Origin of the sequence: Dysgonomonas mossii (genome assembly GCF_004569505.1) — a bacterium.
Classification (GTDB): Bacteria; Bacteroidota; Bacteroidia; order Bacteroidales; family Dysgonomonadaceae; genus Dysgonomonas.
This window is the reverse complement of record NZ_SPPK01000001.1, coordinates 861,813-885,943: the sequence shown is the minus strand read 5'-3', so window position 1 is coordinate 885,943 and position 24,131 is coordinate 861,813. Positions and strand designations below refer to the sequence as shown.

25 protein-coding genes are annotated in these 24,131 nt (G+C 37.6%); 20 read left to right on the top strand and 5 right to left on the bottom strand.

Going from position 1 to position 24,131, the window contains the following annotated elements; translation table 11 throughout:
* Window positions 1-232 precede the first annotated feature (232 nt).
* Complete coding sequence (locus E4T88_RS03955; RefSeq protein WP_135104161.1) at window positions 233-1,624, bottom strand: DUF3945 domain-containing protein; 1,392 nt, start codon at window positions 1,622-1,624, stop codon at window positions 233-235.
* A 192-nt stretch (window positions 1,625-1,816) separates the two neighbouring features.
* Between E4T88_RS03955 and E4T88_RS03950 the strand changes: the two genes are divergently transcribed.
* Genes E4T88_RS03950 through E4T88_RS03935 form a run of 4 tightly spaced genes read left to right on the top strand, consistent with a single transcriptional unit; the run spans window position 1,817 to window position 5,135 of the window.
* On the top strand, window positions 1,817-2,200 hold the full coding sequence (locus tag E4T88_RS03950; protein WP_135104160.1) for a hypothetical protein: 384 nt from the start codon (window positions 1,817-1,819) through the stop codon (window positions 2,198-2,200).
* 8 nt (window positions 2,201-2,208) lie between these two features.
* On the top strand, window positions 2,209-2,766 hold the full coding sequence (locus E4T88_RS03945) for an ABC-three component system protein (protein WP_135104159.1): 558 nt from the start codon (window positions 2,209-2,211) through the stop codon (window positions 2,764-2,766).
* A gap of 52 nt (window positions 2,767-2,818) precedes the next feature.
* Window positions 2,819-3,259 (top strand): ABC-three component system middle component 5, encoded by a 441-nt coding sequence (locus E4T88_RS03940; RefSeq protein WP_135104158.1) that lies wholly within the window; start codon window positions 2,819-2,821, stop codon window positions 3,257-3,259.
* A complete protein-coding gene (locus E4T88_RS03935) occupies window positions 3,237-5,135 on the top strand; it encodes a coiled-coil domain-containing protein (RefSeq protein WP_135104157.1) in 1,899 nt (632 codons plus the stop codon). Before E4T88_RS03940 ends, E4T88_RS03935 begins: the two co-directional genes overlap by 23 nt.
* Before the next feature lie 11 nt (window positions 5,136-5,146).
* On the opposite strand, the gene mobC is transcribed toward E4T88_RS03935, so the two are convergent.
* On the bottom strand, window positions 5,147-7,147 hold the full coding sequence (gene mobC, locus E4T88_RS03930) for a conjugal transfer protein MobC (RefSeq protein ID WP_135104156.1): 2,001 nt from the start codon (window positions 7,145-7,147) through the stop codon (window positions 5,147-5,149).
* Window positions 7,148-7,571: 424 nt separating this feature from the next.
* Between mobC and E4T88_RS03925 the strand changes: the two genes are divergently transcribed.
* On the top strand, window positions 7,572-9,122 hold the full coding sequence (locus E4T88_RS03925; protein ID WP_135104155.1) for a BACON domain-containing protein: 1,551 nt from the start codon (window positions 7,572-7,574) through the stop codon (window positions 9,120-9,122).
* A 47-nt stretch (window positions 9,123-9,169) separates the two neighbouring features.
* On the opposite strand, the gene mobB is transcribed toward E4T88_RS03925, so the two are convergent.
* Window positions 9,170-10,444, bottom strand: coding sequence for a conjugal transfer protein MobB (gene mobB / locus E4T88_RS03920; protein WP_135104154.1), 1,275 nt, complete (start codon window positions 10,442-10,444; stop codon window positions 9,170-9,172).
* On the bottom strand, window positions 10,429-10,872 hold the full coding sequence (mobA, locus tag E4T88_RS03915) for a conjugal transfer protein MobA (RefSeq protein WP_135104153.1): 444 nt from the start codon (window positions 10,870-10,872) through the stop codon (window positions 10,429-10,431). Before mobA ends, mobB begins: the two co-directional genes overlap by 16 nt.
* A gap of 680 nt (window positions 10,873-11,552) precedes the next feature.
* On the opposite strand from mobA, the gene E4T88_RS03910 reads away from it, so the two are divergent.
* The 14 genes from E4T88_RS03910 (at window position 11,553) to E4T88_RS03845 (ending at window position 23,335) form a co-directional block, all read left to right on the top strand.
* A complete protein-coding gene (locus E4T88_RS03910; protein WP_135104152.1) occupies window positions 11,553-12,326 on the top strand; it encodes a ParA family protein in 774 nt (257 codons plus the stop codon).
* Window positions 12,319-12,723, top strand: a complete 405-nt coding sequence (locus tag E4T88_RS03905) for a DUF3408 domain-containing protein (RefSeq protein WP_135104151.1) — start codon at window positions 12,319-12,321, stop codon at window positions 12,721-12,723. The genes E4T88_RS03910 and E4T88_RS03905 overlap by 8 nt, the downstream gene beginning before the upstream one ends.
* A gap of 3 nt (window positions 12,724-12,726) precedes the next feature.
* Entirely contained in the window at window positions 12,727-13,389 is a 663-nt protein-coding gene (locus E4T88_RS03900) for a hypothetical protein (RefSeq protein ID WP_135104150.1), read from the top strand.
* 159 nt (window positions 13,390-13,548) lie between these two features.
* The gene (locus E4T88_RS03895) at window positions 13,549-13,848 is read left to right on the top strand and encodes a DUF4134 domain-containing protein (protein WP_134435464.1); all 300 of its coding nucleotides are present in this window, start codon (window positions 13,549-13,551) and stop codon (window positions 13,846-13,848) included.
* Between the two features lie 42 nt (window positions 13,849-13,890).
* Complete coding sequence (locus E4T88_RS03890) at window positions 13,891-14,226, top strand: DUF4133 domain-containing protein (protein ID WP_135104149.1); 336 nt, start codon at window positions 13,891-13,893, stop codon at window positions 14,224-14,226.
* Window positions 14,223-16,718, top strand: coding sequence for a TraG family conjugative transposon ATPase (locus E4T88_RS03885; RefSeq protein WP_135104148.1), 2,496 nt, complete (start codon window positions 14,223-14,225; stop codon window positions 16,716-16,718). The genes E4T88_RS03890 and E4T88_RS03885 overlap by 4 nt, the downstream gene beginning before the upstream one ends.
* Before the next feature lie 61 nt (window positions 16,719-16,779).
* On the top strand, window positions 16,780-17,742 hold the full coding sequence (locus tag E4T88_RS03880) for a fimbrillin family protein (RefSeq protein WP_135104147.1): 963 nt from the start codon (window positions 16,780-16,782) through the stop codon (window positions 17,740-17,742).
* Between the two features lie 94 nt (window positions 17,743-17,836).
* Entirely contained in the window at window positions 17,837-18,466 is a 630-nt protein-coding gene (locus E4T88_RS03875; protein ID WP_135104146.1) for a DUF4141 domain-containing protein, read from the top strand.
* A gap of 20 nt (window positions 18,467-18,486) precedes the next feature.
* The gene (traJ, locus tag E4T88_RS03870) at window positions 18,487-19,479 is read left to right on the top strand and encodes a conjugative transposon protein TraJ (protein ID WP_135104145.1); all 993 of its coding nucleotides are present in this window, start codon (window positions 18,487-18,489) and stop codon (window positions 19,477-19,479) included.
* Between the two features lie 32 nt (window positions 19,480-19,511).
* Window positions 19,512-20,135, top strand: coding sequence for a conjugative transposon protein TraK (gene traK, locus E4T88_RS03865; protein WP_135104144.1), 624 nt, complete (start codon window positions 19,512-19,514; stop codon window positions 20,133-20,135).
* Between the two features lie 12 nt (window positions 20,136-20,147).
* Window positions 20,148-20,471, top strand: a complete 324-nt coding sequence (locus E4T88_RS03860) for a TraL conjugative transposon family protein (protein WP_135104143.1) — start codon at window positions 20,148-20,150, stop codon at window positions 20,469-20,471.
* The gene (gene traM, locus E4T88_RS03855; protein WP_135104142.1) at window positions 20,461-21,747 is read left to right on the top strand and encodes a conjugative transposon protein TraM; all 1,287 of its coding nucleotides are present in this window, start codon (window positions 20,461-20,463) and stop codon (window positions 21,745-21,747) included. Before E4T88_RS03860 ends, traM begins: the two co-directional genes overlap by 11 nt.
* 45 nt (window positions 21,748-21,792) lie before the next feature.
* Complete coding sequence (gene traN / locus E4T88_RS03850) at window positions 21,793-22,758, top strand: conjugative transposon protein TraN (protein WP_135104141.1); 966 nt, start codon at window positions 21,793-21,795, stop codon at window positions 22,756-22,758.
* Window position 22,759: 1 nt separating this feature from the next.
* Complete coding sequence (locus E4T88_RS03845; RefSeq protein WP_135104140.1) at window positions 22,760-23,335, top strand: conjugal transfer protein TraO; 576 nt, start codon at window positions 22,760-22,762, stop codon at window positions 23,333-23,335.
* Here E4T88_RS03845 and E4T88_RS03840 read toward each other — a convergent pair.
* Window positions 23,332-23,616 carry a YciI family protein gene (locus E4T88_RS03840; RefSeq protein WP_135104139.1) on the bottom strand — a complete coding sequence of 95 codons (285 nt, stop codon included), beginning with the start codon at window positions 23,614-23,616 and terminating at the stop codon, window positions 23,332-23,334. The two genes, E4T88_RS03845 and E4T88_RS03840, sit on opposite strands and share 4 nt — an antisense overlap.
* A 41-nt stretch (window positions 23,617-23,657) precedes the next feature.
* Between E4T88_RS03840 and E4T88_RS03835 the strand changes: the two genes are divergently transcribed.
* Window positions 23,658-24,086 (top strand): DUF3872 domain-containing protein, encoded by a 429-nt coding sequence (locus E4T88_RS03835; RefSeq protein WP_135104138.1) that lies wholly within the window; start codon window positions 23,658-23,660, stop codon window positions 24,084-24,086.
* The last annotated feature ends 45 nt before the right edge of the window (window positions 24,087-24,131 follow it).

Genomic DNA, 24,131 nt, shown 5'->3' with positions numbered 1-24,131 from the left:
ACCTTTTAAAATGGTAGGTAAATGGAATCCGGCTTATAAAAGCAGAACGGTTCCCGGGTTTTCCGTCCCGAGAGCCTCCACTAATTTCTCAATGTTACAAGCCAACCGGAGTATCTCCCGATACAAAGGCTGCTTATGAATGTAAAATTGTAGAAATGAGTGGTAAATATACTCAATTATATGAATGGGACTATTCTGCTTTTTTTAAAGAGATGGTATGTTCTAATTTAGATTACATCCGTCTTCCTCTTGTCTGTTGTTGGGATTCTTCCTGTTCCTGTTTATTCTCTTCTTTCTCTTTCTGCTTCTCGCTTGGAGCCGTCTGACCTTGTTCCAGTGGTTCTTTTACCTTTCTGGTGGCCTCATTGGTCTTCCCTTCGGAATTAACGGCAACCTGTACTTTATGTCTGTCATCTGGTTTGACCAAGCCCTGTTCCAGAGCTTTCTTATAATCTGTCGCAAACATAAAATTGGTTTTACCGTCTTCGGGTTTCCAGGTTATATAACCGTTATAGTTTTTACCGTTGCGATCAGTCAGACCGCTTACATAAACGGTTTTTCCTTCATTCAGGCTCGCCTGCTGATCTTCGGTCAGTTCTTTCTTACGGAAAGTCTTTGGAACTTCAGGCTGGTTTTCTGATTGGTGTTGGGACTGGCTTTGCCTGGGATTATTACCAAAATGTATTTCAAGACTTCTTCTGTCGGCATTCACCTGGACTGTACCACTGAACAGGGTGTCTTTCTTAGATTTCATATTTTCTAAGTATACGCCTTTTCCTTCTGCCAGATCTCTCTGCTGTTCTTCACTCAGTTTTACTCCTTTGAATTCATCAGGGATCTTTACCCTGTCGACACGAAGGGCAACCAGCTCATTCGTTAACTTATCAATGGAGACAAAGGCTTGCATTTTCATACCTTCCTTGGGTTCGATCTCAATCAGTCGTCCGGCATTACCTGTCTGGCGAAGGTTGTCTTTATCTTCCTTGGTGAATGTTGCTCCCATAAAGGGAAAGTTAAGTTCAGGAGCATTGCGGATATTATGAATCCGCAGTTTGAGGTTACCGTCAGCATCTTCTCTGAATGACAGACGGGCATCACTATACACGGATTCGCCTAGTGCTTCTGTTTTGATGGTTACAAGAACCGGTGACTTTTGCCAGTTAAGCATTGGCTCAAGGCTTCCAGATTTCTCCAATTTTTCCTTGGTGATACCGAGCTGAGCCAATTGATCCCAGTTGATACGGGATTCGTCTAATGCCTGATATTCTTTCGGAGCAAATGCTTCGGGTAATACTTTGTATGCGTCTAATGCTTCTTTATTGGATGGATTATCCGGATCTTTCAGCATCTCTTTGAGAACAGGTGTAATACTCTCAAACAGTTCTAATGGGATTTTAAAGAAATGAAAGTGTGTAGGATCTTTACTCTGGCTCAGGAAGTTTTTGAAGAAGTTTTCTAATACATCGGCATTCTTGTCGATCTTCAGAAAGGCTGGTTCGTTTTCTTTGGTTGGTTTGACACTTTTGGGTGTTCCGTCTTCATTGTTACCGCTGACAACATTCAGGTTATTAGTCTCTTTTTCTGTGACCAGCAGAATTTCTTGGTCGTTTACTTGTTCATTCATACAATCAAAATTAGTGGTGCATCAATAGCAATGCGTCACTAATTTAGAATGAAAAGGGGTGTATGTAGTTAGTATTCAAGCAACTGTCATCTTATGACATCTGGCGTCATCATTTGTCATATATTTTATGCTTGAAATTATAGACTTGCTGGAATTAATAATATATTTGTATTAACTTAATTTGTTGATACTATGAAGAAGTTTATCTTTATATTGAATATTATTGTTGTTGTGGGATTTCTTCTTTGGTTTATAAATGAACCAGGGTGGGAGCCAGCTATAGGATTTATTGCTGCAATAGTTGGACTTATAAGTCAATTCATCTTTAATGATGAGATAAGAAGAACTGTTATCCAAATAAAAGAGATGTCTCAAAAAGCAGGTAATAAATCTACGCAATACCAATCAGCTGGAAATATGACTATAAGTAGTAATACCTCTTCATCACTTGAAACAGGGAATGGTAGTCGTAATGCTAATACATCAGCAAATATTGATAAAATGAGTCAAGAAGCAGGTGATAACTCTACCCAATATCAGTCAGGTGGAGATATGACTATTATTAATGATAAATGATGACTGATATGAAACAAGAAGCCGGAAACGGAGCTAAACAATACCAAGCACAAGGGGATATGGTAGTAAACCATTATGAGTCTATTCCTACAGGCTTTAGTATCCAATATAAACGGTTAGTTGAAGAATTTGAAAAAGAATTAAAAGAAAATAATACAGAGTATACATCCTTTATCGGAAAAATCAAGCACTATACTTCTAAGATAGATGATTTTATTGGGCTTGAAGAAAAGCTACGTGAAGCAGGATATGAAGACCACTATAAATTTGCATTGAGATATAAAGAAATGTATTGGCAACTTTTAACAGAGAACGATCTTTCTAAAGCAACTCAGAAAATTCATGCTTTTATTCTAGCTCGAGTTTCTGTACTATTTATTCTTCACATTAAAGGTGCAATAAATAATGGTGTTTCGAAAGAAGATGTCAATGATTTAATCTTTAACAAGGTTATTTTCCCTATTCAAGAAATGTTGGGGGAGAACAATGTTCTGGATCTATATGATGATGATATAATGTCAATGATATATTTTTTAACAGGCAATTGCCATATTAGATGGATATAATATGATAATTTATCACCCCTTATATGACTCTTATCATTCAATAGTTAGAGTTTTGAAACTATTGAATTTTTTAGATGATAAAGCTTATGAAATAGATAGAATAAGAATATATGATTATTTCTTATTATTTCCATTTGAATTAAATAAAATCACAATGCCAATTGGCTTTTTTGAATATAAAAAAATTGCAAAAGAAAATCGGTTTAATAAAATACACGATGTCAGGAATATTTTTTTACAGCTAGAGGGAGTACAAGAGCTAGCATTTAATGCTATGATTTCTTATGGCTTTCTTAGTAAGGATTTTTATTTAGATGGAAATATAAAGATAGATATATCCCTTATTCCAAGTGATTTATCTTTAACTCTCAATGATATTGAGAGAACATATATGGAGTTTGTCACTAAGTGTTTTGAGAAAATGTCATTAAGAGAACTTAAAGAAAGGACTAAATTAATGGAATATAGATATGAGCTTTCTGAAATTAAATAGTTTACTTGTTACTAAAGATGGTAAAGAGGTTTATTTTGAAGAGTTTCACTCAGGAGTAAATATAATACGAGGAGACAATAGCTCTGGTAAGTCAACTATCTCAAATTTTATTTATTTCATCATTGGTGGTGATTTTTCTAATTGGTTACCAGAAGCAGCTTCTTGCGATTTCGTATATGCGGAGGTTACTCTCAATGGAGCTGTTGCAACATTTAAAAGGGAGATAACACAAAAATCACTTCAACCAATGTCTGTGTTCTGGGGAACAATTGATAAGGCTCTTTCTTCTAGTTTTGAAGGATGGAAAAATTATCCATATTCGAGACGAACACCACAAACTGAAAGCTTTAGTCAAATTATATTTAAAGCATTAGATTTTCCTCTAATTTCGTCAGATAATGAAGAATCTATAACCTTTAATCAAATCCTAAGGTTAATTTACATTGACCAGTTGAGTTCTCTAGATAGTTTGATGAGGAATGAGGACTTTGATTCACCAACAATTAGAACAGCTGTTGGTAATTTGCTTATTGGCACTTATGATGATGATTTGCTAAAGAAAGAAATGTCAAAAAAAGAGAAAGAAAAAGAATTATCAGAAGTAAAGAAAAATATAAAGGCTTTAGATGATATATTTGATAAAAGTCCCCTCGAATTTGATAAAAAAACACTTGGAGAATCTATCTCAGAAAAGGAAGGTCAGCTTGGAAGAATCATTAGTACACTTAAGTCACCAGATATCCTTTTAGACACAATAAAGAAAAATGATATAAAGAATGAAATAAAAGACCAACAAAAAAATCTAAATAATATCAAAAATGAATACAAAACTCTTTTAAATTATTTAGAAAAGGAGAATATGGCTATTGTTGATAGTGATAATTTTATTGAGGTACTAAATAATAAACTCACGGCAATAAAAGAATCTCTGAATTCTAGAAATATACTTGGTTCATTACCTATTCAATACTGCCCTATTTGTATGGAGAAACTTGATGAACCAATTGATGATTGCCATTGTCATCTATGTAAAAAACAAGTATCAGCTAATGATGGTAATACAAAGTTGATTAGAATGAAGATTGAGATAGAAACTCAAATTGCAGAGTCCACGGTCTTACAAAAAGATAGATTAGAGAGGATTGATGAATTAAAAGAAGAAATTAAAAAAACAGAAAGAGAACTAACTAGAATTCAGTCTACATATGATTTGTTAATTAGCCAGTCTAGGACTACTTATGAGACAAAATACGATGAATTATGGGTAATGAAAGGAAAATTAGATGCCCAAATTGATTTTTTAAAGCAACAATTACAACTCACCGAATCATACGAATCATACAAAAACAAACAATTTCTATTAATTGCTTCTATCGAGAAATTAACTGATGAAATAGAACGGTTGAAAAAATTACAGAGAAGTAAAGCTACTAATGCTTATTCTCGAATTCAGTATTATGCATTAGAACTTCTAAAAGGCGATGGGCAATATGAAGATAAATTTCAAAATGGGGATAGCATTTCAATATCTTTTCATCAGAACCTTTTTTACTTAAACGATCGAAATCGTTTTTCAGCAAGTTCAATGGTCTTGCTGAAAAACTGTGTCCGATTCGCAATTTTCTTTGCCTCTCTTGAACTCAATTATTTCCGATACCCGAGATTTATCCTATGTGATAATATGGAGGATAAAGGTATGGTTGAAGCTAGGAGTAAAAACTTCCAACGCAATATTGTTCGTTTAGCAAATGATTTTGATGTAAACTCTTTTCAAATAATATTCTCTACATCTATGATAGATGAATCATTAGATATTCCTAAATATACTGTCGGCGAATTCTATTCAGCAAATAATAAAAGCTTAAAATTAAGTTGAGCTTCAAACTCTTACTTCTTCACCAACTTACTCAACTTCGGATCTTTCATAATCCGATCCATTTCCACCTCGACAATATTAGCTATATCTTTTTTGATGTCGTAATAATTATTTTCGATAACCTCTTTCATTGGTTTATTATAAACCTCTTGAAAATCCATGATAATAGGTATTTGTTTGAACTTATCAGTTTCAGCTGTTACCTTTTCTTCATCTACGACTATTTGAGCATGAAAGATTTTTTGCTGTATCCGTTCTCTAAAGTTATCAGAAACAGAGCCGACAAATATCCCTTGAGTGAGTGTCGAAATTTTAGATGCCGGGATCAAAGCATCTAACTGGGTATTGATTGTAGTAGACTTATCCTGTTTATTAATGGTTATAGATTGTCGTTTTTGTAATACTTTCCCGAATCGATCTGAGAGATTTTTTGCAGTATCACCAACAACTTGTCCTGAAAATATATTCCCAACCGTATTTATTACCACATCTGCTTCTTCGCGGCCATAGTCTCTGGTCAATTGTGATATATCCTGAAATCCCAAGCATACAGCAACTTTATTACTTCGGGCTGTTGCAATCAGATTATCCAATCCCCGAAAATAAATAGTAGGCAACTCATCTATAATAACAGAAGATTTTAGTAGTCCTTTTTTGTTTATCAGTTTAACTATACGCGAATTATATAAACCAAGAGCTGTCCCATATATGTTTTGTCTTTCAGGATTATTTCCTAAACATAGAATCTTTGGAGCATCGGGATTATTTATATCTAATGTAAAATCATTGCCAGACATTACCCAATATAGTTGAGGGGAGATCATTCTTGACAATGGTATCTTAGCACTCGCAATCTGTCCCTGCAACTGTTCTTGTGCATTTCCATGCCAGGCATCCATAAAAGGAGAAAGATAGTTCTCCAATTGTGGATAGGATGTTAGGATAGGAAATATCTCTTTATAAGGTTTATTCAGAAATTCAATAGCATGAGGAAAGGTGCAATATCTACCACTATCATATAATTTGAGATACCAAATAATTGCAGCCAGTAGAATAATTGGGGATTCCACAAAGAAGTCTCCTTGCTTTTGTATCCAAGTCTTATTTAGATTGAGCATTATAGTATAGGCTGATTCATAAGCATCCGAGATATCAGTCATAAATTCAGGTGCAATAGGATTACATCGGTGGCTATGTTCAGGATCGTCAAAGTTTATGACAAAGAACTGAGGATCGACATTATACCCATCGGCATATTGTAACATCTTGTTGTATGCAATAGTAGATAGATCAGGATATTTAAAATCATAACAATATAGAGCAAATCCTTTACTGATTTGCTGATCTATATAGTTATTTATAATAGCTAATGACTTACCACTACCGGGAGTCCCCAACACTATAGTTGCCCGAAACGGATTGACCACATTAATCCAACCTTTGTGTTGTTTCTTTTGATACTGAAATAAGGTAGGCAGATTAACCGAATATTCATTTTCCATAAGCTTTGTTTCCTGCATAAAACTTTCGTTCTCCATATTGAAAACATCATCCATTAGATTCGTTTTCAATAATCGACTCATCCATAAACCTCCCATTAACAAGAGGATATAGCCGATTGTCAATGTAAATATATACAAAGCGGTATTGGCAGCTAATGGAAGGGGCAAAATTAATACCCACCAATTGAGAAAAAAGAAGATAAATCCAAAGAACAAGAATACATATATTTTATACCATGTTATTTTTTCCTCTTTCACCCCCTTTGTTCCTAAACAAGATAGAGCTAAGAACACAACAGCAAACAACTTTGTCCAAAGAATATGGGAGAACAACCCTGCTCTATTCTGAAAGTTGAGGAGTATTCTGTCTACTACTCCAATATTAATTCCACCATCCGATATCGCTTGGTAACAAAACCAGTAAATATGGATAACCACAAATAAAATACTAATGGCTCGCATAAATTCCATTACTTTGGCGAGTCCCCTCAAATCATCTTCGTTCTGCATAATCTCTATTTTTGAATTTTGATTTCAAAAATATGACCATTGACAATTGAGTGAGTAGACATTCCGCTGCCAATATCGGACAATCACTTTTGATATACTGAATATTTATCAAATATTCTATTCTACCCGAATAAAGAAGTTGTATTTTTGTATTCTCAATTATGAACTATTCTAATACATGATGGAAAAAATATTCAATAGATATCTTCGACTCCATAAGATTGCCTTTCTTCGAAAATGGTTTCTTGATAAAAATAAGAGAACAGAATACTCCAAAAATAGAAGTTTTGTTTACGAAGCGAATTTCATCCAATATATAGAGCATATCCAAACTAACTCATGATAAATTCCTATTGCAAGAATTTACATTCGATAAACAAGCTTAACTCGACTAGAAAAATAAAATCTAAATAGTATCTTAATTATGAAAAATATAATACTACTACTATCCGTACTATTCATGTTCTCCTTTGTTGCTTGTGATGATAAAAATGATGATGGAGATTTCTATATTAAATTTGATAAGAAGGAAGTAAAGTTAAACGCAATAGAAGGTACATCTGAAATAATCGAAATTTCTTCCAGTTCTACCTGGAGTCTGGATACAGAACTTCCTGATTGGATTGGTATCAGTGATTTTGTGGGAGATGAATCGCCGATGAGTATTACTATTACCGCAAACAGAAACGATAATATGGAAAAGAGAGAAGCTACTCTGATTTTTCATAATAGCGATGATATTAAGCAGTCAATAAAAATCATTCAACTAGGTTTAGCTGATTCTGATCCCTTTATAGAACTAAGCGAAAAAAGTATGGATCTAGCTATTGACGGAGCTGCTAAATCTATCGATCTTACCACGAATGTGTCTTGGGAAATAACCTCTGTTCCAACATGGTTGGTGATATCCTCTAAATCAGGAGATAAATCAACTCGAATCACTATCGGTGCAGAAGAAAATGACCAAATAAAAGCAAGAGAAGCGACACTCACTTTTAGCTCTAAAGATGGGAAAGTAAAAGGTCAGTTAAGTATTTATCAGACTGGACGGGAAGATATTATACAGAGTCCCTTTCTTCCTATTTTTCACTATTCCGTATTTTCTAACACCAACAATGGGCATTATAATGTAACTACAGAAAATCTTTTCGTTAACGCAACTCTTCGAGATAAAATATATCTCGGAAATCTGATGGAAAACAAAACTGAAATTTATCCGAGCTTTCCTATACCTACCGGGTATACATTCAATCCTATTAGTGCTATTACAACTCAGGTAGTTAATCCTACAAGTAGAACTTTTGTTCCATCATTTCAAGAACAAGAAGCCTTTGGTCAAGAGGCTACCGCAAATCCTCCTCGTGAAAATGCAAGCCTTACACATGACTACTTTAATCCGACCAGCTATCCTACTCACCGTGTACTTTACTCCATCGGATGGGCCAATATGGGAATTGCTTTGGATAAGATTGTATCGGGGGTATCATATAAAGAACAAGAGATGACTAAGAAAAATGGAATGATCTTCTCTTTCAAACATACACTATTTACGTTTGTAATGGATTATCCTCAAAAATTAATCAAAGAAGAACTAAGGGATGCAGATAAAGGAAAAAATCTGTCATATATTAATTATATGGAATATGGCAAAGTGGGATTACTAATAGTCGAATCGGATGCCAAATATGACCGTATGAGAGATGCAGTACGAAGTGTATTGATAGGAGAAGAGAATAGCATACATCAAGCAGAATTTGATGCTTTGATAGAGGCTGCTGACATCAGCTATGTTTATTTCAATAATAAGAATGAAGTGCAGCTCAACAAAAATAAAAAGGATGCAATCAAAGCTTATAAAACTGCTCTTTCCAACAAAAAAGACAAGGAAAATATTTATCCGATTGGTTTTACATTGCAAAATTTCGGAAATCACACAGCTGATAAAATAATATATTCATTCGATGCCCTGAAATAAATAAATTTTACAATAAAAGAAATCCCTGACTAAAACTCAGGGATTTTCTATAATCCTCGTTTACGTCTTTTTTCTTCTATCTTCATTCTACGAGTAAAAGCCTCTTCAGCATAGTCTGTCCCATGCTGTTCCAATAAAGAAAGATCTATTGTCGAATCTTCCTGTCTATTATTGTATTCGGTGTTTTCGGTAAAGCTGTCTATTAGATTATCAGCATTAGATCCTTTCGTTGTATTGTCTGTTGGATTTATGATAAGCGGAGGTGTATTTGTAGTATCACTCTTAAATAATTCATTAAAAATGTTAGCAGAAAACTCTTTCCCCATTTTAGAGCCATTGAATACACATCTGCTCTGATGATCTATAAAAGTTGCACCATAAATACGACCTTCTGTATTTTCCCGAAATATTATATTGATATTATTTTTTGCCAAATCATTTAGAAAAGTCTGCTTATCGGTATAGTTACTTATTGCCGAACCAACAATCAACTTCGGGGATTCAAATACCTTTTGTTCTTTCATATACTTTACTGAATACTCCAACCGATTTTGTAATGCACCATATCCCACACTTTTGCTGATAACAGACGCTTTGATAGGATTTCCGACCTTTTCTCCTTTCTCATCTATAGCTGAATATACCAAACCTGAATAATTCTTACCTTTTATGTCCCCTTTGACTTCCTCTACTGTTACTCCATAAAGGGATAATAAAGCACGGAATTCATTTACCGATTGGAAACGATAATTTTTAATGAGAGATTTTGAGATGCTAGAGATTTGTTTCTTTATATCTCCCGATTGATAATCTACCCGCTTTAGTGTTGGTAGCTCTTCGGATTGTTTTTTCTTCTTCTCTGCAGGATGCAGATTATAAAATTTTTCCAATTCACGGGTAATATCTTTAGAGCGTCTCTTTTCAAAAGAGTCATCGACCTTTTTACCATTTTCGTCTATATTGATTGTCACGATATGAATATGTTTTCGGTCTAAATCTTCGTGCTTATAAACGATATAGGGTTGATTTCCATAACCTAATTTTTGCATATAGGTTTGAGCAATTTCACGATACATCTCATCACAGACAACGTCATCGGGATGTGGATTGATTGATATATGTGAAACTGTTTTCTCTGTATTCTGGTTGGCATTCAGGTATGGGGCAAATGATTGGTTTGCCAGATACATACTCAGTGATCCATCTTTATTCAATATGATCCTATTGCTAAAAAGGACCTCCGCCTGTTGCTCTTTTACCTTCTCCTGATTATATAATAAAGCCCCTTGCAATGAACTTCCCTTACTTATTTTTGCAACCATAGATGGCTATATCTCTGTTCAAATTCATCTGTCAGGTCCATCATCTGTTTTTGTAAAGTGACCAATTCAAGTGTTACTTTTTCCAGTTTATAGAGAAAAGCCAACGCCTTTTTCTCCGCAAAATTCGATTTTAAAGCTTTCACTATTTGATTATAATTTGTCCCGATAGCACGATACTGTCCAAAAAAAGTTGTCAAACGCATATAATAATCCTGTACTCCTTTGTCAATCTTGACCACCTTAATCGGTCTATTAAAGATGCATGAGGTTATAAAATGCGCTTTTACACTTTCTCCCGATTGCTCAAACATGGATAAAAAACGGTTATTATCGACATTATTCAAATAGATAACATATCTATTTTTTGCAGGATCATTTTTAGGATTCCGTCCTCCTTTTCGCTTGTTTAATTGATTATCTGGTATCATAATTATATAAAGATTTAATAAATAAAAATCATGACTTTGGAATGATTTTCTCCCCTGGAAGGGGCAAGGGTTTTGAGGCACGGAAATTTATTTCGAGTGCTTCAAAACACACCTTGCTGTATTCTGACGAATACCAAAATCCATCCTCCGATGGATTGCCCGAGAAGCTAATTTCGGAAACGGGATTAGCCTGATACAAAACAGGAAGATTATCATTACACTACAAAGGTAGAGTCCGTTAATCGAAAGGTTATCATTTGTTTATCAGACAAAAGGTGACAGTAGATGTCATTAGATGACAGTTCCTTTCAAACCTTATCAATCTGCCTGTTTTCAGTGTTCTTTTGTGTGAATCAATTATTGAATTAGTGAGTTCGGGTATTCAGAAATTCTTTCAGAAAAGAAATACTGAGTTGATTTTATACTGAATGGTAGAAGGAGATCACTAAGTTCTGAATGATGTCAATCATCATTGACTTGATGATTGAGAGGATAGCTTCTTTAACACATGAGTTACTGAACTCATGACTTTATAGAGTCAATCCCTATAGAAGGAATTACTGAACTCCTCAATCAGAGCATTACTTACAGAACAGCATAATGAGTGAATAGCTGAATGAACTCTCTGATTCCTGATTGACAGAATGAATTATAGAATTACTTATTTAAAACAGTATCACATGAAAGGAAAAACATTATTTATTGCTATCTCTACTCAAAAGGGAGGAGCCGGAAAAACAGCATTGACCGTATTACTTTCCAGTTATCTGCATTACTCACGAGGCTACAATGTCGCTGTTGTAGATTGTGATTATCCGCAATACAGCATCAATGGAATGCGATTGAGGGATAAGCAGTCTGTAACGGAAGATCCGTATTATAAATCTCTCTTTTACAAGCAATGTAAAAGCCTGAATAAAAAGGCTTATCCTATTGAAGTCAGCAGAACACCTGAGGCCATTGAAACAGCAGAGCGGATTATCAAGGATTCGGAAGTTCCATTGGATTTTATCTTCTTCGATCTGCCCGGAACAATGAATGCCAAGGGCGTATTGAGTACCCTTGCTCAAATGGACCATATCTTCACTCCGATAACAGCGGATCGTATGGTTCTGGAAAGTTCACTGGAATATGCCGGACTGATCAATGAGCAGATCATAACCACAGGTAAAGGTAATATCAAAAGCCTGTATCTATTATGGAATATAGTCGATGGACGGGAAAGTAATCATCTGTATGGTGTTTATGAGCAAGTCATAGCAGAATTAGGGCTACAGGTTATGAAATCCTTTGTTCCTGATGCCAAACGCTTCCGTCATGAGATAACAACAGAACATAAACCGATTTTTCGCTCTACATTACTTCCTGTTGATAAACGACTTATTCAAGGAAGTAATCTGGATCAGGTAGCCGATGAATTCCTATCTATCGTGAAGGGAGGTGCTAATGGCTAACAAGGAGAAAGAATATGAAATTGATGAAGATTTCCTACTGGCATCTATCGGAGATCACAAAGAAGGGAAACCGCCTCTAAAAAAAGAAGAAGCTATAGCTGATGACAAACCTATAAAACCCAAAGACAGCAGTGCGAACAGCAAACGGAATAAACGAAATAGTAATACGGAAGATTATGAAGAGCTCTTTTTATGCCGCAATGAGATACGCCAGCGACAGGGAGTCTATATCAGTCAATCGGTACACCAGACTATTATGCAGATTGTAAAACAGATAGCAGGAAATGATGTATCTGTTGGCGGATACATAGACAATGTGCTGAAACATCATCTTGGAAAATACAAGGATGAAATAAACTCTTTGTATAAACAAGACCGAACCAATTTAATAGATTAAGCAATGGTCGAATTACTAATTATTCTCTGTATTGCAGGGATTATCCTGATTAAGTTATCGGATTACAAAATAACCATAAAGAAGAATTCTTCCGACTCTAAATTGCGGGACGAAGAGTCTCAAAAGAAAGGAAAAAGAGTCGGACGGGTTGGTAAAAGTATGCCCGATATCAGACAAATAATGACATTGAACGACAGTTCCTTAGAATCGGATAATCCACAGAAAAAAGCGTATATATTTGATTCGTCAAAGGATGAAAGCGAGTCTGATCCGAAGGACTTAGTCATAGATGCCGATCCGACAGAAACAGTAGTTGATGATGAAGAGGAAGACGAAATTGCTGCTTATACAGGAGAAGAAGTCTATACAGCCGGAGGGATGGATTATGAGGTTATGATGAATACCGTAAAGGTTATAAACAGCAAGACCGCCACCAAAGAAGAGGAACAGAAGGCCGGACAGATCTTGTATGATAACCGGGATACGGAACTGGTGGATAAGATGGTTTCAACAAAGAAAGAATTATCTGTCAGGATAACATCACTCATCGGACTCCGTCTTCAACAACATGCCAAAGAGAATCCGGAGTATGTTGAATCAAGCCTCGCTTCTCATCTGAATGGATCGGATGAATACAGAAATTTTAAAGCTGACGATTATTTCTAAGTTCAGATAATAATCATTTTAAGAAAGGAGGTTGCTTATGAAGTAGTAAATTGTAGAATATCTTAAACAAAACGGTCTGCGACCGCCACTAATTTCCAACGTTACAAGTTTAACCCGCTATGGGGAACTATCCACTCCCCATAGTTTAACATCAATTTTATGTACAAAAAAGTTTCATTTTTTGTAGCCATGCTAATGGCTGCATCAGCCTCTGTATTTGCCCAAGGGAACGGTATGCAGGGTATCACCGATGCCACTAATATGGTCACCTCTTACTTCGACCCCGCCACCAAACTTATCTATGCTATCGGTGCTGTTGTCGGACTGATCGGAGGAGTAAAAGTGTATTCCAAGTTCAGCTCCGGTGATCCGGACACATCTAAGACTGCCGCTTCGTGGTTCGGAGCATGTATCTTCCTGATCGTGGCTGCCACTATCCTCCGCTCATTCTTCTTATAGGGGTCACAAACCCTCTTATTAATCTATTAATAAAGAGAAAGAATGGCAGAATATTCAATCAACAAAGGAATCGGCAAGCCTGCTGAATTTCGGGGACTCAAAAGTCAATACCTTTTCATTTTCGCAGGTGGACTCTTAGGTGTATTTATTGTCTTTGTGATTATGTATATGATCGGGATCAGTCAGGTTATTTGTATCGGTTTTGGTGTAATCACTGCCGGAACATTGGTTTGGGGAACATTCCATCTGAATGACAAATACGGAGAACACGGTCTTATGAAATTGCAGGCTATGCGTAATCACCCCAGATATATTATCAACCGCAGACGGATAATCCAGCTGATTTCAAGAATAAAGAGGAAAGGAGAAAGCGCATGAGAAATACACTAAAAGCTGCAACCCTCGAAAGCAAGTTTCCCATACTGGCAGTAGAACACGACTGTATCCTGAGTAAAGATGCAGACGTTACCGTCGCCTACAAGGTTGAACTTCCCGAACTGTTTACCGTAACAAGTGCAGAGTATGAAGCGATCCATGCAGCCTGGGCAAAAGCCATTAAGGTATTACCTAACTACTCTGTGATTCATAAACAGGACTGGTTTATCGAAGAAGACTATACGCCCGAGCTAAATAAGGAAGACATTAGTTTCCTGTCCCGCAGCTTTGAACGTCACTTCAATGAACGTCCGTTTCTAAATCACACATCTTATCTGTTCCTGACCAAGACGACCAAAGAACGTACACGCCAGCAAAGCAGTTTCAATGCTTTAACCCGTGGCTTTATCGTACCGAAGGAAATGCAGGACAGGGAAACGGCTCAGAAATTTCTGGAATCAGTCGAACAGTTTGAGCGGATCATTAATGACAGTGGATTTATCAGGCTGGTACGATTAACTACCGATCAGATTGTAGGCACAGCAGGTCAGGCAGGCATTCTCGAAAAGTATTTCTCTCTATCGCAGGAAGATACCACCTGTCTGAAAGATATGGATCTGGCAGCAGGTGAAATGAAGATCGGTGATAAACGCTTATGTCTGCATACTTTATCCGATGCCGAAGACCTACCCGGTAAAGTGGAAACAGATAGCCGCTATGAAAGACTTTCGACAGATAGAAGCGACTGCCGCCTATCTTTTGCTGCTCCCATCGGAGTATTACTGACCTGTAACCACATTGTCAATCAGTATATCTTTATTGATGACCATGCGGCAAACTTAAAGCAGTTTGAAAAGCAAGCCCGTAATATGCACTCACTATCCCGATACAGCCGTTCGAACCAAATTAATAAGCAGTGGATCGAAGAATACCTGAATGACGCCCACAGTTTTGGTTTAACCTCTGTTCGCAGCCATGTTAATGTGATGGCGTGGAGTGAAGATAAAGAAGAGTTATCCCGAATCAAAAACGATGTGGGTAGTCAGTTAGCTCTGATGGAATGTAAGCCACGGCACAATACTGTTGATACACCGACTTTGTTCTGGGCAGGGATTCCGGGTAATCAGGGTGATTTTCCTTTTGAAGAATCTTTCTACTCTTTTATCGAACAGGCTTTATGCTTCTTTGTAGAAGAAACAAACTACAAGAGTTCACCTTCTCCTTTCGGTATTAAGATGGTAGACCGAGTAACAGGCAAGCCGCTTCATGTGGATATATCCGACTTACCCATGAAAAAAGGAATCATCACTAACCGTAACAAATTTGTATTAGGTCCATCAGGTAGTGGGAAGTCTTTCTTTATGAATCACCTCGTCCGCCAATACTGGGAACAGGGTACACATGTTGTCTTAGTCGATACGGGTAATTCTTATCAGGGCTTGTGCGAAATGATCCGCAGTAAGACCAAAGGAGAAGATGGTATCTACTTCACGTATACTGAAGAAAAGCCGATCTCATTCAATCCTTTCTACACCGAAGATAATCAGTTCGATGTAGAGAAAAAGGATAGTTTGAAAACCTTGTTGCTGACTCTCTGGAAAAGTGAAGACGATAGAATCTCCAAGACTGAAAGCGGAGAACTGGGTAGTGCTGTCGATGAGTATATCAAAAAGATACAAACTGACCGAAGTGTTGTTCCAAGCTTCAACACTTTCTATGAGTTTATGCGGGATGAGTATAAAGTAGCCCTGAGAGAAAGGGAAATTGAAGTAAGCAAGGCTGATTTTAATATAGATAATCTGCTTACCACACTCCGTCAATACTATCGGGGTGGCCGCTTTGACTTCCTCCTGAACTCGGACAAGGAACTGGACTTATTGAACAAACGCTTTATCGTCTTCGAAATCGATGCTATTAAGGAGAATCGCGACCTTTTTCCGGTGGTAACCATAATCATTATGGAAGCATTTATTAACAAGATGCGCCGATTGAAAGGTATCCGAAAACAGCTGATTGTGGAAGAGGCATGGAAGGCTCTGTCTTCTCCCAATATGGCTGAGTATCTGAAGTATTTGTATAAAACCGTTCGTAAGTTCTTCGGTGAAGCAATTGTTGTGACACAGGAGGTAGACGATATTATTTCATCTCCGATTGTAAAAGAAGCTATCATCAATAACTCCGATTGTAAGATACTGCTCGACCAACGAAAGTATATGAACAAGTTCGATTCGATACAGGACTTATTAGGTTTGACTGAGAAAGAAAAAGCTCAGATACTTTCCATCAATATGTCTAACAATCCAAGCCGTATTTATAAAGAAGTATGGATCGGACTGGGTGGTATGCAATCGGCAGTCTATGCCACTGAAGTTAGCCCGTCCGAGTATTACACCTATACCACCGAAGAAACAGAGAAGCTACAGGTGCAGAGGCTATCGGAAAAGCTAGGCGGGAATATCGAGCAGGCTATCAAGCTAATCACTTCTGATAAGTAGATCCGGCAATCTGGCTTATCAATCATTTTTTAATTAATCTCAAACGTAAAAAATAAATTATATGAAAAAGTTCTTTTTTCTGACAGCCATTGCTGTCTCTCTATTTAGTTTCAACAGTTGCAGTAACGATGATGATCCGGTAACTCCGACAGGTGGAGATGCCGTTCTAAAAATTCAGGCAGGCATCTCAGCAATAGATGTTATCAGTACAAAGGCATCCGTTGTATCCGCATTTCCTGAAGGAACAAATATCGGTTTGTTTGTTACATCGGGTAGCCTTGGGGATAACAACAATTCGTACAAAGAAAATAACAATGCGGTCTCTGTTTTCAGACAGGGAATCTGGTATCAAACACCCGAGATCAGGCTAACAGGAGATAATGCCACTGTCTATGCTTATTATCCATACAGTAGTAACAATACTGATGGTAGGTCTATTTTTGTGGATCATGCTACCCAACAGGATTATATGTATGGAACGCATACTCCGGGACAATCTGCCATCAACAAGGATAATCCGGACGTAGCACTAACGATGAAGCATGCAATGGCTTTGGTGCAGTTTAATATCAGTAAGTTCAATTATCCATGGTCTGGAAAACTTACCCGTATTGAAATAGCTAATGCCGATAAGAAAACGATAATATACAACGAAGGGACAATGGATATCTCAACCGGTATTATCAAGAATACTGAAGGAAAGAATAGACCTGCTACTTTGCAAACTTATTCGGATGTTCATCCGCTTCTGACTATTCCTGAAAAACCGTCCCAATCGGAAGCTGACTTTCTGAAAGTCTTTGTCCTTCCTGTAAGTTCAACAGGTGCTGAAGGAGATGTTGTTTTTAAGTTTACGATCGATGAACGGATCTATACATGGAAAGTTCCTGCAAAAACGGCTTGGAAAGGTGGAACTAAAAATACCTATACAGTAACAATAAGTGGTTCAAGCCTGAAGATCGGAAATGTAAATATTTCGGATTGGACAGGTGGTATTTCGGCAAACCTAATCATTACCGACTAATCTCATACAAAGAGTAAGGGCACAGACTCTTGTACTCTTACTCTATCTCTTCTCTCTTATTTATAGAATTTACATCATTAAAAATAATTGAAATATGAAATCAAAAATCTTCATGTTGTGCGTAAGTCTTGTGCTTTTCACTTCAAATATATCCGCTCAATGGACTGTCTGGGACCCGAGTAATTTTACCCAGAGCATTGTCAATACCAGTAAGCAGATCGTGCAGACCTCTTCGACTGCCAGTAATATGGCCAAAAATTTTCAGGAAGTTCAAAAGGTTTATAATCAAGGTAAACAATACTACGATGCACTCAAAGCCGTGAACGGATTAGTCAAAGATGCAAAAAAGGTACAAAGAACAATACTGATGGTCGGTGAAATATCCGACATCTATGTACACAGCTTTCAAAAGATGCTGTCCGATCCCAATTACTCTATTGAAGAACTCAATGCCATAGCCAATGGCTATACCCGCCTGTTGGAACAAAGTAATGATGTGTTGACCGAGTTAAAAGGAGTGGTTAATATCAGCACACTTTCTCTTTCGGATAAAGACCGTATCGATGTGGTGAATTCCTGTTATGATGCAATGCTTGATTACCGGAACCTAGTTCGATATTATACAAACAAGAACATCGGAGTTTCTTACTTGCGTGCCAAGAAGAAAGGGGAAACAGCTCGTGTAAATGCTTTATACGGCAATCCTTCGGATCGTTATTGGTAAAATTTTAAATAAGAAAAGATATGGATTTTGATCAATTTCATCAAACCCTGCGGACGCTGTATGATCAGATGGTGCCTTTGTGCAGCAATATGATCGGTATCGCCAAAGGAATAGCAGGACTGGGAGCTTTGTTCTATGTGTCATACCGTGTATGGCAATCCCTGTCACGGGCTGAACCCATAGACGTCTATCCACTTCTTCGTCCGTTTGCAATCGGTCTGTGTATCATGTTTTTTCCTTCTGTGGTACTTGGGACAATTAATAGCATTATGAGTCCTGTGGTACAGGGAACTAACGGAATGCTGCAATCCGAAACACTGGATATGCAAAAATATGCGGAGATAAAAGACAAGCTGGAATACGAAGCTATGAGGCGTAATCCTGAGACAGCCTATTTAGTAGATAACGAGATCTTTGAAGAGAAGCTGGATCAGTTAGGTATTACCGATGTTGGGGAAATAGCAGGCATGTATATCGAACGGGGATTATACCAGACTAAGAAATGGATACGGGAAGCTTTTCGTGAGATACTGGAAATTGTATTTAAAGCGGCAGCATTGATTATTGATGTGATACGCACTTTCTTCCTGATCGTTCTTTCAATACTCGGACCACTAGCTTTTGCTATATCTGTATGGGATGGTTTTCAATCGACACTCACTCAATGGATCACACGCTATATTTCGGTTTATCTGTGGCTGCCTGTTTCCGATCTGTTCAGTACGATACTGGCAAGGCTTCAATCCTTAATGCTCCAATCGGATATTGAGCGTATGCAGACAGATCCGAATTTTTCTCTGGATAGTTCGGATGCCATTTACATAGTCTTCCTCATTATCGGGATTGTTGGCTACTTCACGATACCGACTGTTGCCGGATGGATTATTTCGGCAGGTGGTATGGGCAATTTCGGGAAGAATGTAAACAATACAGCTACCAAAGCAGGAGCAATGGTGGGTGGTGTCGGAGGTGCTGCCGCCGGAAATATTACAGGTAGACTGAAAGGGCGGTAGTTATTATTTCCAATTATTAAATCAAAAAATCAATGGAATTTAAATCATTAAAAAATATCGAATCTAGCTTTAAACAGCTCCGCATCTTTGGCATTGTCTTTCTGTGTCTGTGTGCTGCGGTTGCAGGGTACTCCGTTTGGAGTGCCTACAACTTTGCAGAAGCACAACGTCAGAAGATCTATGTCTTGGATAACGGAAAGTCGTTGATGCTTGCCCTTTCTCAGGATTTGTCACAAAACCGTCCTGTGGAAGCACGTGAACATGTCAGACGGTTTCATGAACTGTTCTTTACCCTGTCTCCCGATAAGGCGGCTATTGAAAGTAATACCGGGAGAGCCTTACAGCTTTCGGATAAATCGGCTTTCAACTACTACAAAGACTTATCGGAAAAAGGGTACTACAATCGGATCATTTCGGGAAATATAAATCAGACCATTCAGATAGACAGTGTTAACTGTAATCTCTATGTCTATCCGTACCAGGTAGCAACCTATGCCCGGCAGATGATTATCCGAGAAAGTAATATCACGGAACGAAGCCTTGTAACCACCTGCAAACTATTGAACTCGGTCCGTTCGGAGAATAATCCGCATGGATTTACGATTGAAGCTTTTGAGATCAGGGAGAATAAGGATTTAAGGGTTCTTGACCGATAACACACCAGGCTTATGAAAGAAAGAATAAAAGAACTGGGTTACTGGCTGGAAGACAAGCTGAAAGACCTCTGTGGGGAGATCACTCCCGATAAACGGCTGACTGTAATTATTATCATGCTTTTACTCTTTACTATCCTGAACCTGTATTTCATCTTTACGGCAATCAGTAATTGGGGAAGAGAACAGGAACGCAAGGAACAATTGAAGATTGAGCATATCAAACAATTGGAACTGGAAAAATCAAAGTCTCGAGAATGGGATTTTGATTATCAGGACACTGAACCGGAAATACCGGATAGTACTAACGATACAATAAACAAATCATATGGCGGATAAAGCAAAACTAAGTGAAGAGCAAAAACAAAAGCTAAAGAAATATGCGATTTACGCATTGATGGCGATTGTTTGCGCAGGATGTATTTGGCTGATCATATCTCCTTCAGAGAAAGAAAAAGCCAAAGAACAGATAGGTCTGGGCTTCAATGCCGATATACCTGATCCAAAGAAGGATGGGATTATTGGAGACAAGAAAGATGCCTACGAACAGGAACAGGTGCAGGAACGGCAAAAAGAACGGATGCAATCTTTACAAGGCTATGCCGATATGCTGGAGAGTTCGAAAAATGAACGGGTTGTCATCAATCTGGATGATGCCCCTCAACAAGCGGTGAAAAAAGAAAAAGTACCGATCAATAATTCTGTATCTGCCTATAGGGATATCAACCGCACACTGGGCAATTTCTATGAAAAGCCGAAGGACGATCCAGAGAAGGAAGAGATGAAAAAGAAACTGATGGAACTGGAAGCCAAAATGCAGGAAAAGGAAAATACCAAAAGTACAATCGACGAACAATTGGAATTGATGGAAAAATCCTACGAAATGGCAGCTAAATATATGCCACAGACACAATCCGATCCTCCATCAAATAATTCGAATTCTTTGAAAAGTAAGATAGAGTCTTATGGGAAAGATGGTTCGTCTAAAAATGGAAAAACGGCAGTCAGTGCTGTCCATCAGATACAAAAGAATACAGTTTCATCACTGGCTCAGAATGCAAATAATGAAGATCTGTTCCGAATGTATGACCAACCCCGAAACACAGGATTCAATACAATGGGTGGGGAGGCTGGTATTTCGATAAAGAATACCATCTCTGCGGTTATCCATGATGACCAGACTGTTGTTGACGGACAGACAACACGTTTGAGGTTGACTGAACCATTGATGGCAGGCACAATCCTTATTCCTGAAAATACAATCCTGACAGGAGTGGCCAAGATACAGGGCGAACGGTTGGATATACAGATATCCTCGATAGAATATCAGGAGACGATTATTCCTGTAGAGATGGTAACCTACGATAGTGACGGGCAAAAAGGGATTCATATACCCGGCTCATTGGAAATGAATGCAGCCAAAGAGATTATAGCCAATATGGGAAATAGTGTGGGAACGAGCTTTACTATGACACAAAGTGCAGGGGCACAGCTAAGTTCCGATTTGAGCAAAGGTGCCATACAGGGCTTGTCAGCTTATATGCAGAAGAAAATCAGACAGGTTAAAGTAACTCTTAAATCAGGCTATCGGGTCATGCTGATGCCTAAACAGTGAACGACTGGATAAGAACAAGTATTTATTAATTAAAGAAATAAAACAATGAAGAAATATATTATCGCATTAGTATGGATGCTTACTGTCATCGCAGCCAATGCACAAACAGTAGAAACGACCAAAGAGATGCAAGAATATCTGCAACAGGTACTAAAACCCACTTATGGGGATTATTACGAAGGATTGAGTAAGAAAATCACCTTTGACAGGATGATTCCTCCTTATGGCTTGGAAGTAACCTTTGAGAAGACCGTGCATATTATCTTTCCTGCACCGATTCGATATGTGGATCTAGGTTCAAACAATATCATTGCAGGAAAAGCAGGGAGTTCCGAAAATATCCTGCGGGTTAAGGCCGCAGTCCGTCAGTTTGAATCGGAAACGAATATGGCTGTGATAACCGAAGAAGGTAGTTATTATACCTTCAATATTAAATATGCGGATGAACCGGAGAAGCTAAACATTGAAATGAAAGACTTTATGCACGATGGTATTGCAACCAACAGACCAAATAACAGTATGGAGATCTATCTCAAAGAACTGGGCAGCGAATCTCCCCGTTTGGTATATCTGATTAATCGGGCTATTTACAACAGTGATAAACGATTGGTTAAGCATATCGGCAGTAAACGTTTCGGAGTCCAGTATTTATTGAAAGGTATTTACACTCATAACAATCAACTATACCTGCATACCTCTATCAAAAACTCCTCGAATGTAGCTTTTGATATTGATTTTGTGCGGATGAAAATTGTGGATCGCAAAGTTGCCAAACGGACAGCTATCCAGGAAACGGTCATTTATCCCCTCCGGGCATACAATTTCATTTCTTCTGTAGGTGGAAACAGCACAGAGCGAACTGTTTTTACCATTGACAAGGTAACGATTCCCAATGATAAGCAATTGGTTATAGAGCTCTTTGAAAAGAACGGTGGACGCAACCAGTCTTTTATCATTGAAAATGAAGACTTGCTAAGAGTGGAAGAGATTAACGAGCTAAAGATCAAATAAGATGAAACGGATACTTCTATTATTAACCCTGAGTCTTGTCCTGATCGGACAGGCTCAGGCTCAACGTTACTTACCGGGACAGAAAGGTGTTCAGGTAACAGGAGGATTTGTGGATGGCTTTAAGTTGAAGAATCAAAATGGTCAGGCTTTCTTCGGTGGTATTGCCTTATCGACTTATACGCAAAATGGTAACCGATGGGTATTTGGTGCTGAGTATCTACAGAAGAGACATGAATATAAAAACATTTTAATTCCGGTATCACAGATAACTGCTGAAGGTGGGTATTATTACAAGTTCTTATCTGATCCGTCTAAGACCGTATTCTTTTCTGTTGGGGCTTCTGCTATGGCAGGCTACGAAACAATCAATTGGGGTACAGAACTGCTTTTTGATGGCGCAACTATCACAACCGAAGATAATTTCTTATACGGTGGTGCGGTTAGCTTTGAGATAGAAACTTACCTGACTGATCGGCTTGTATTACTGCTTAATGCACGGGAACGGGTATTGCTCGGATCGGACAGAAATAAATTCCATACACAAATTGGTATGGGGATTAAGATAATTATCAATTAGATAAATCGTTCAAATCCATCAGCATACTTGGTCGGAAGAAATTCGATGATATCGTATGTGGCTACTTTATTGATATAAAACGGATCGGACCTCATAATCTCCAAAGCGAGTTCTTTGGTTTCTGCTCTGCATAGGATAACACCTCCGGTACGGGGTTCTTGTCTTCCTGAAGCGATAAAACGACCTTCTTTATAATTGATATCCAAGTAAGAGCGATGCATATCCAGATATTTTTCAACCTCACTTAGTGGTTTCTGATAGGTTAGAACGAAAATAAACATAATATTCAAATTTGAAACAAAAGTAAAAAATAGAAATCAATATGAGAAAAATAGCATCATATATAATATACACGATACTGATTGCATGTATCGCATGTGCCTGTAGCGACGATATTGATATTCGCCAAAGCTATGAATTCAAGGTTACTCACTTGCCTGTGCCGAAAAAGCTAAAGAAGGGGGAGATTGCGGAAATTCGCTGCCAGTTGGAACGATTAGGCAGATACGATAATGCAAAATATTATCTGCGGTATTTTCAACCGGATGGTAAAGGTGAGCTAAGAATGGATGATGGAACAGTATTTTTACCAAATGATACTTATGAATTGACTAAAGAAACATTTCGGTTGTATTATACTTCTGAATCGGAGGATCAGGCTATTGTAGATATTTATTTTGAGGATAATTATCAGAATGCATATCAGCTTTCTTTTTCGTTTAATAATGATAATGGGGAGGAAGAAGAATGATGACAATGATGGTTATTTCGTATATAGTCACTTGGATAAGTATTA

What these genes read in the sequence shown, in the direction of transcription:
- E4T88_RS03955 (WP_135104161.1), bottom strand. Translation starts at nt 1,624, where the DNA reads ATGAATGAACAAGTAAACGACCAAGAAATTCTGCTGGTCACAGAAAAA.
- E4T88_RS03950 (WP_135104160.1), top strand. Translation starts at nt 1,817, where the DNA reads ATGAAGAAGTTTATCTTTATATTGAATATTATTGTTGTTGTGGGATTT.
- E4T88_RS03945 (WP_135104159.1), top strand. Translation starts at nt 2,209, where the DNA reads ATGAAACAAGAAGCCGGAAACGGAGCTAAACAATACCAAGCACAAGGG.
- E4T88_RS03935 (WP_135104157.1), top strand. Translation starts at nt 3,237, where the DNA reads ATGAGCTTTCTGAAATTAAATAGTTTACTTGTTACTAAAGATGGTAAA.
- mobC (WP_135104156.1), bottom strand. Translation starts at nt 7,147, where the DNA reads ATGCAGAACGAAGATGATTTGAGGGGACTCGCCAAAGTAATGGAATTT.
- E4T88_RS03925 (WP_135104155.1), top strand. Translation starts at nt 7,572, where the DNA reads ATGAAAAATATAATACTACTACTATCCGTACTATTCATGTTCTCCTTT.
- mobB (WP_135104154.1), bottom strand. Translation starts at nt 10,444, where the DNA reads ATGGTTGCAAAAATAAGTAAGGGAAGTTCATTGCAAGGGGCTTTATTA.
- mobA (WP_135104153.1), bottom strand. Translation starts at nt 10,872, where the DNA reads ATGATACCAGATAATCAATTAAACAAGCGAAAAGGAGGACGGAATCCT.
- E4T88_RS03910 (WP_135104152.1), top strand. Translation starts at nt 11,553, where the DNA reads ATGAAAGGAAAAACATTATTTATTGCTATCTCTACTCAAAAGGGAGGA.
- E4T88_RS03905 (WP_135104151.1), top strand. Translation starts at nt 12,319, where the DNA reads ATGGCTAACAAGGAGAAAGAATATGAAATTGATGAAGATTTCCTACTG.
- E4T88_RS03900 (WP_135104150.1), top strand. Translation starts at nt 12,727, where the DNA reads ATGGTCGAATTACTAATTATTCTCTGTATTGCAGGGATTATCCTGATT.
- E4T88_RS03895 (WP_134435464.1), top strand. Translation starts at nt 13,549, where the DNA reads ATGTACAAAAAAGTTTCATTTTTTGTAGCCATGCTAATGGCTGCATCA.
- E4T88_RS03890 (WP_135104149.1), top strand. Translation starts at nt 13,891, where the DNA reads ATGGCAGAATATTCAATCAACAAAGGAATCGGCAAGCCTGCTGAATTT.
- E4T88_RS03885 (WP_135104148.1), top strand. Translation starts at nt 14,223, where the DNA reads ATGAGAAATACACTAAAAGCTGCAACCCTCGAAAGCAAGTTTCCCATA.
- E4T88_RS03880 (WP_135104147.1), top strand. Translation starts at nt 16,780, where the DNA reads ATGAAAAAGTTCTTTTTTCTGACAGCCATTGCTGTCTCTCTATTTAGT.
- E4T88_RS03875 (WP_135104146.1), top strand. Translation starts at nt 17,837, where the DNA reads ATGAAATCAAAAATCTTCATGTTGTGCGTAAGTCTTGTGCTTTTCACT.
- traJ (WP_135104145.1), top strand. Translation starts at nt 18,487, where the DNA reads ATGGATTTTGATCAATTTCATCAAACCCTGCGGACGCTGTATGATCAG.
- traK (WP_135104144.1), top strand. Translation starts at nt 19,512, where the DNA reads ATGGAATTTAAATCATTAAAAAATATCGAATCTAGCTTTAAACAGCTC.
- E4T88_RS03860 (WP_135104143.1), top strand. Translation starts at nt 20,148, where the DNA reads ATGAAAGAAAGAATAAAAGAACTGGGTTACTGGCTGGAAGACAAGCTG.
- traM (WP_135104142.1), top strand. Translation starts at nt 20,461, where the DNA reads ATGGCGGATAAAGCAAAACTAAGTGAAGAGCAAAAACAAAAGCTAAAG.
- traN (WP_135104141.1), top strand. Translation starts at nt 21,793, where the DNA reads ATGAAGAAATATATTATCGCATTAGTATGGATGCTTACTGTCATCGCA.
- E4T88_RS03845 (WP_135104140.1), top strand. Translation starts at nt 22,760, where the DNA reads ATGAAACGGATACTTCTATTATTAACCCTGAGTCTTGTCCTGATCGGA.
- E4T88_RS03840 (WP_135104139.1), bottom strand. Translation starts at nt 23,616, where the DNA reads ATGTTTATTTTCGTTCTAACCTATCAGAAACCACTAAGTGAGGTTGAA.
- E4T88_RS03835 (WP_135104138.1), top strand. Translation starts at nt 23,658, where the DNA reads ATGAGAAAAATAGCATCATATATAATATACACGATACTGATTGCATGT.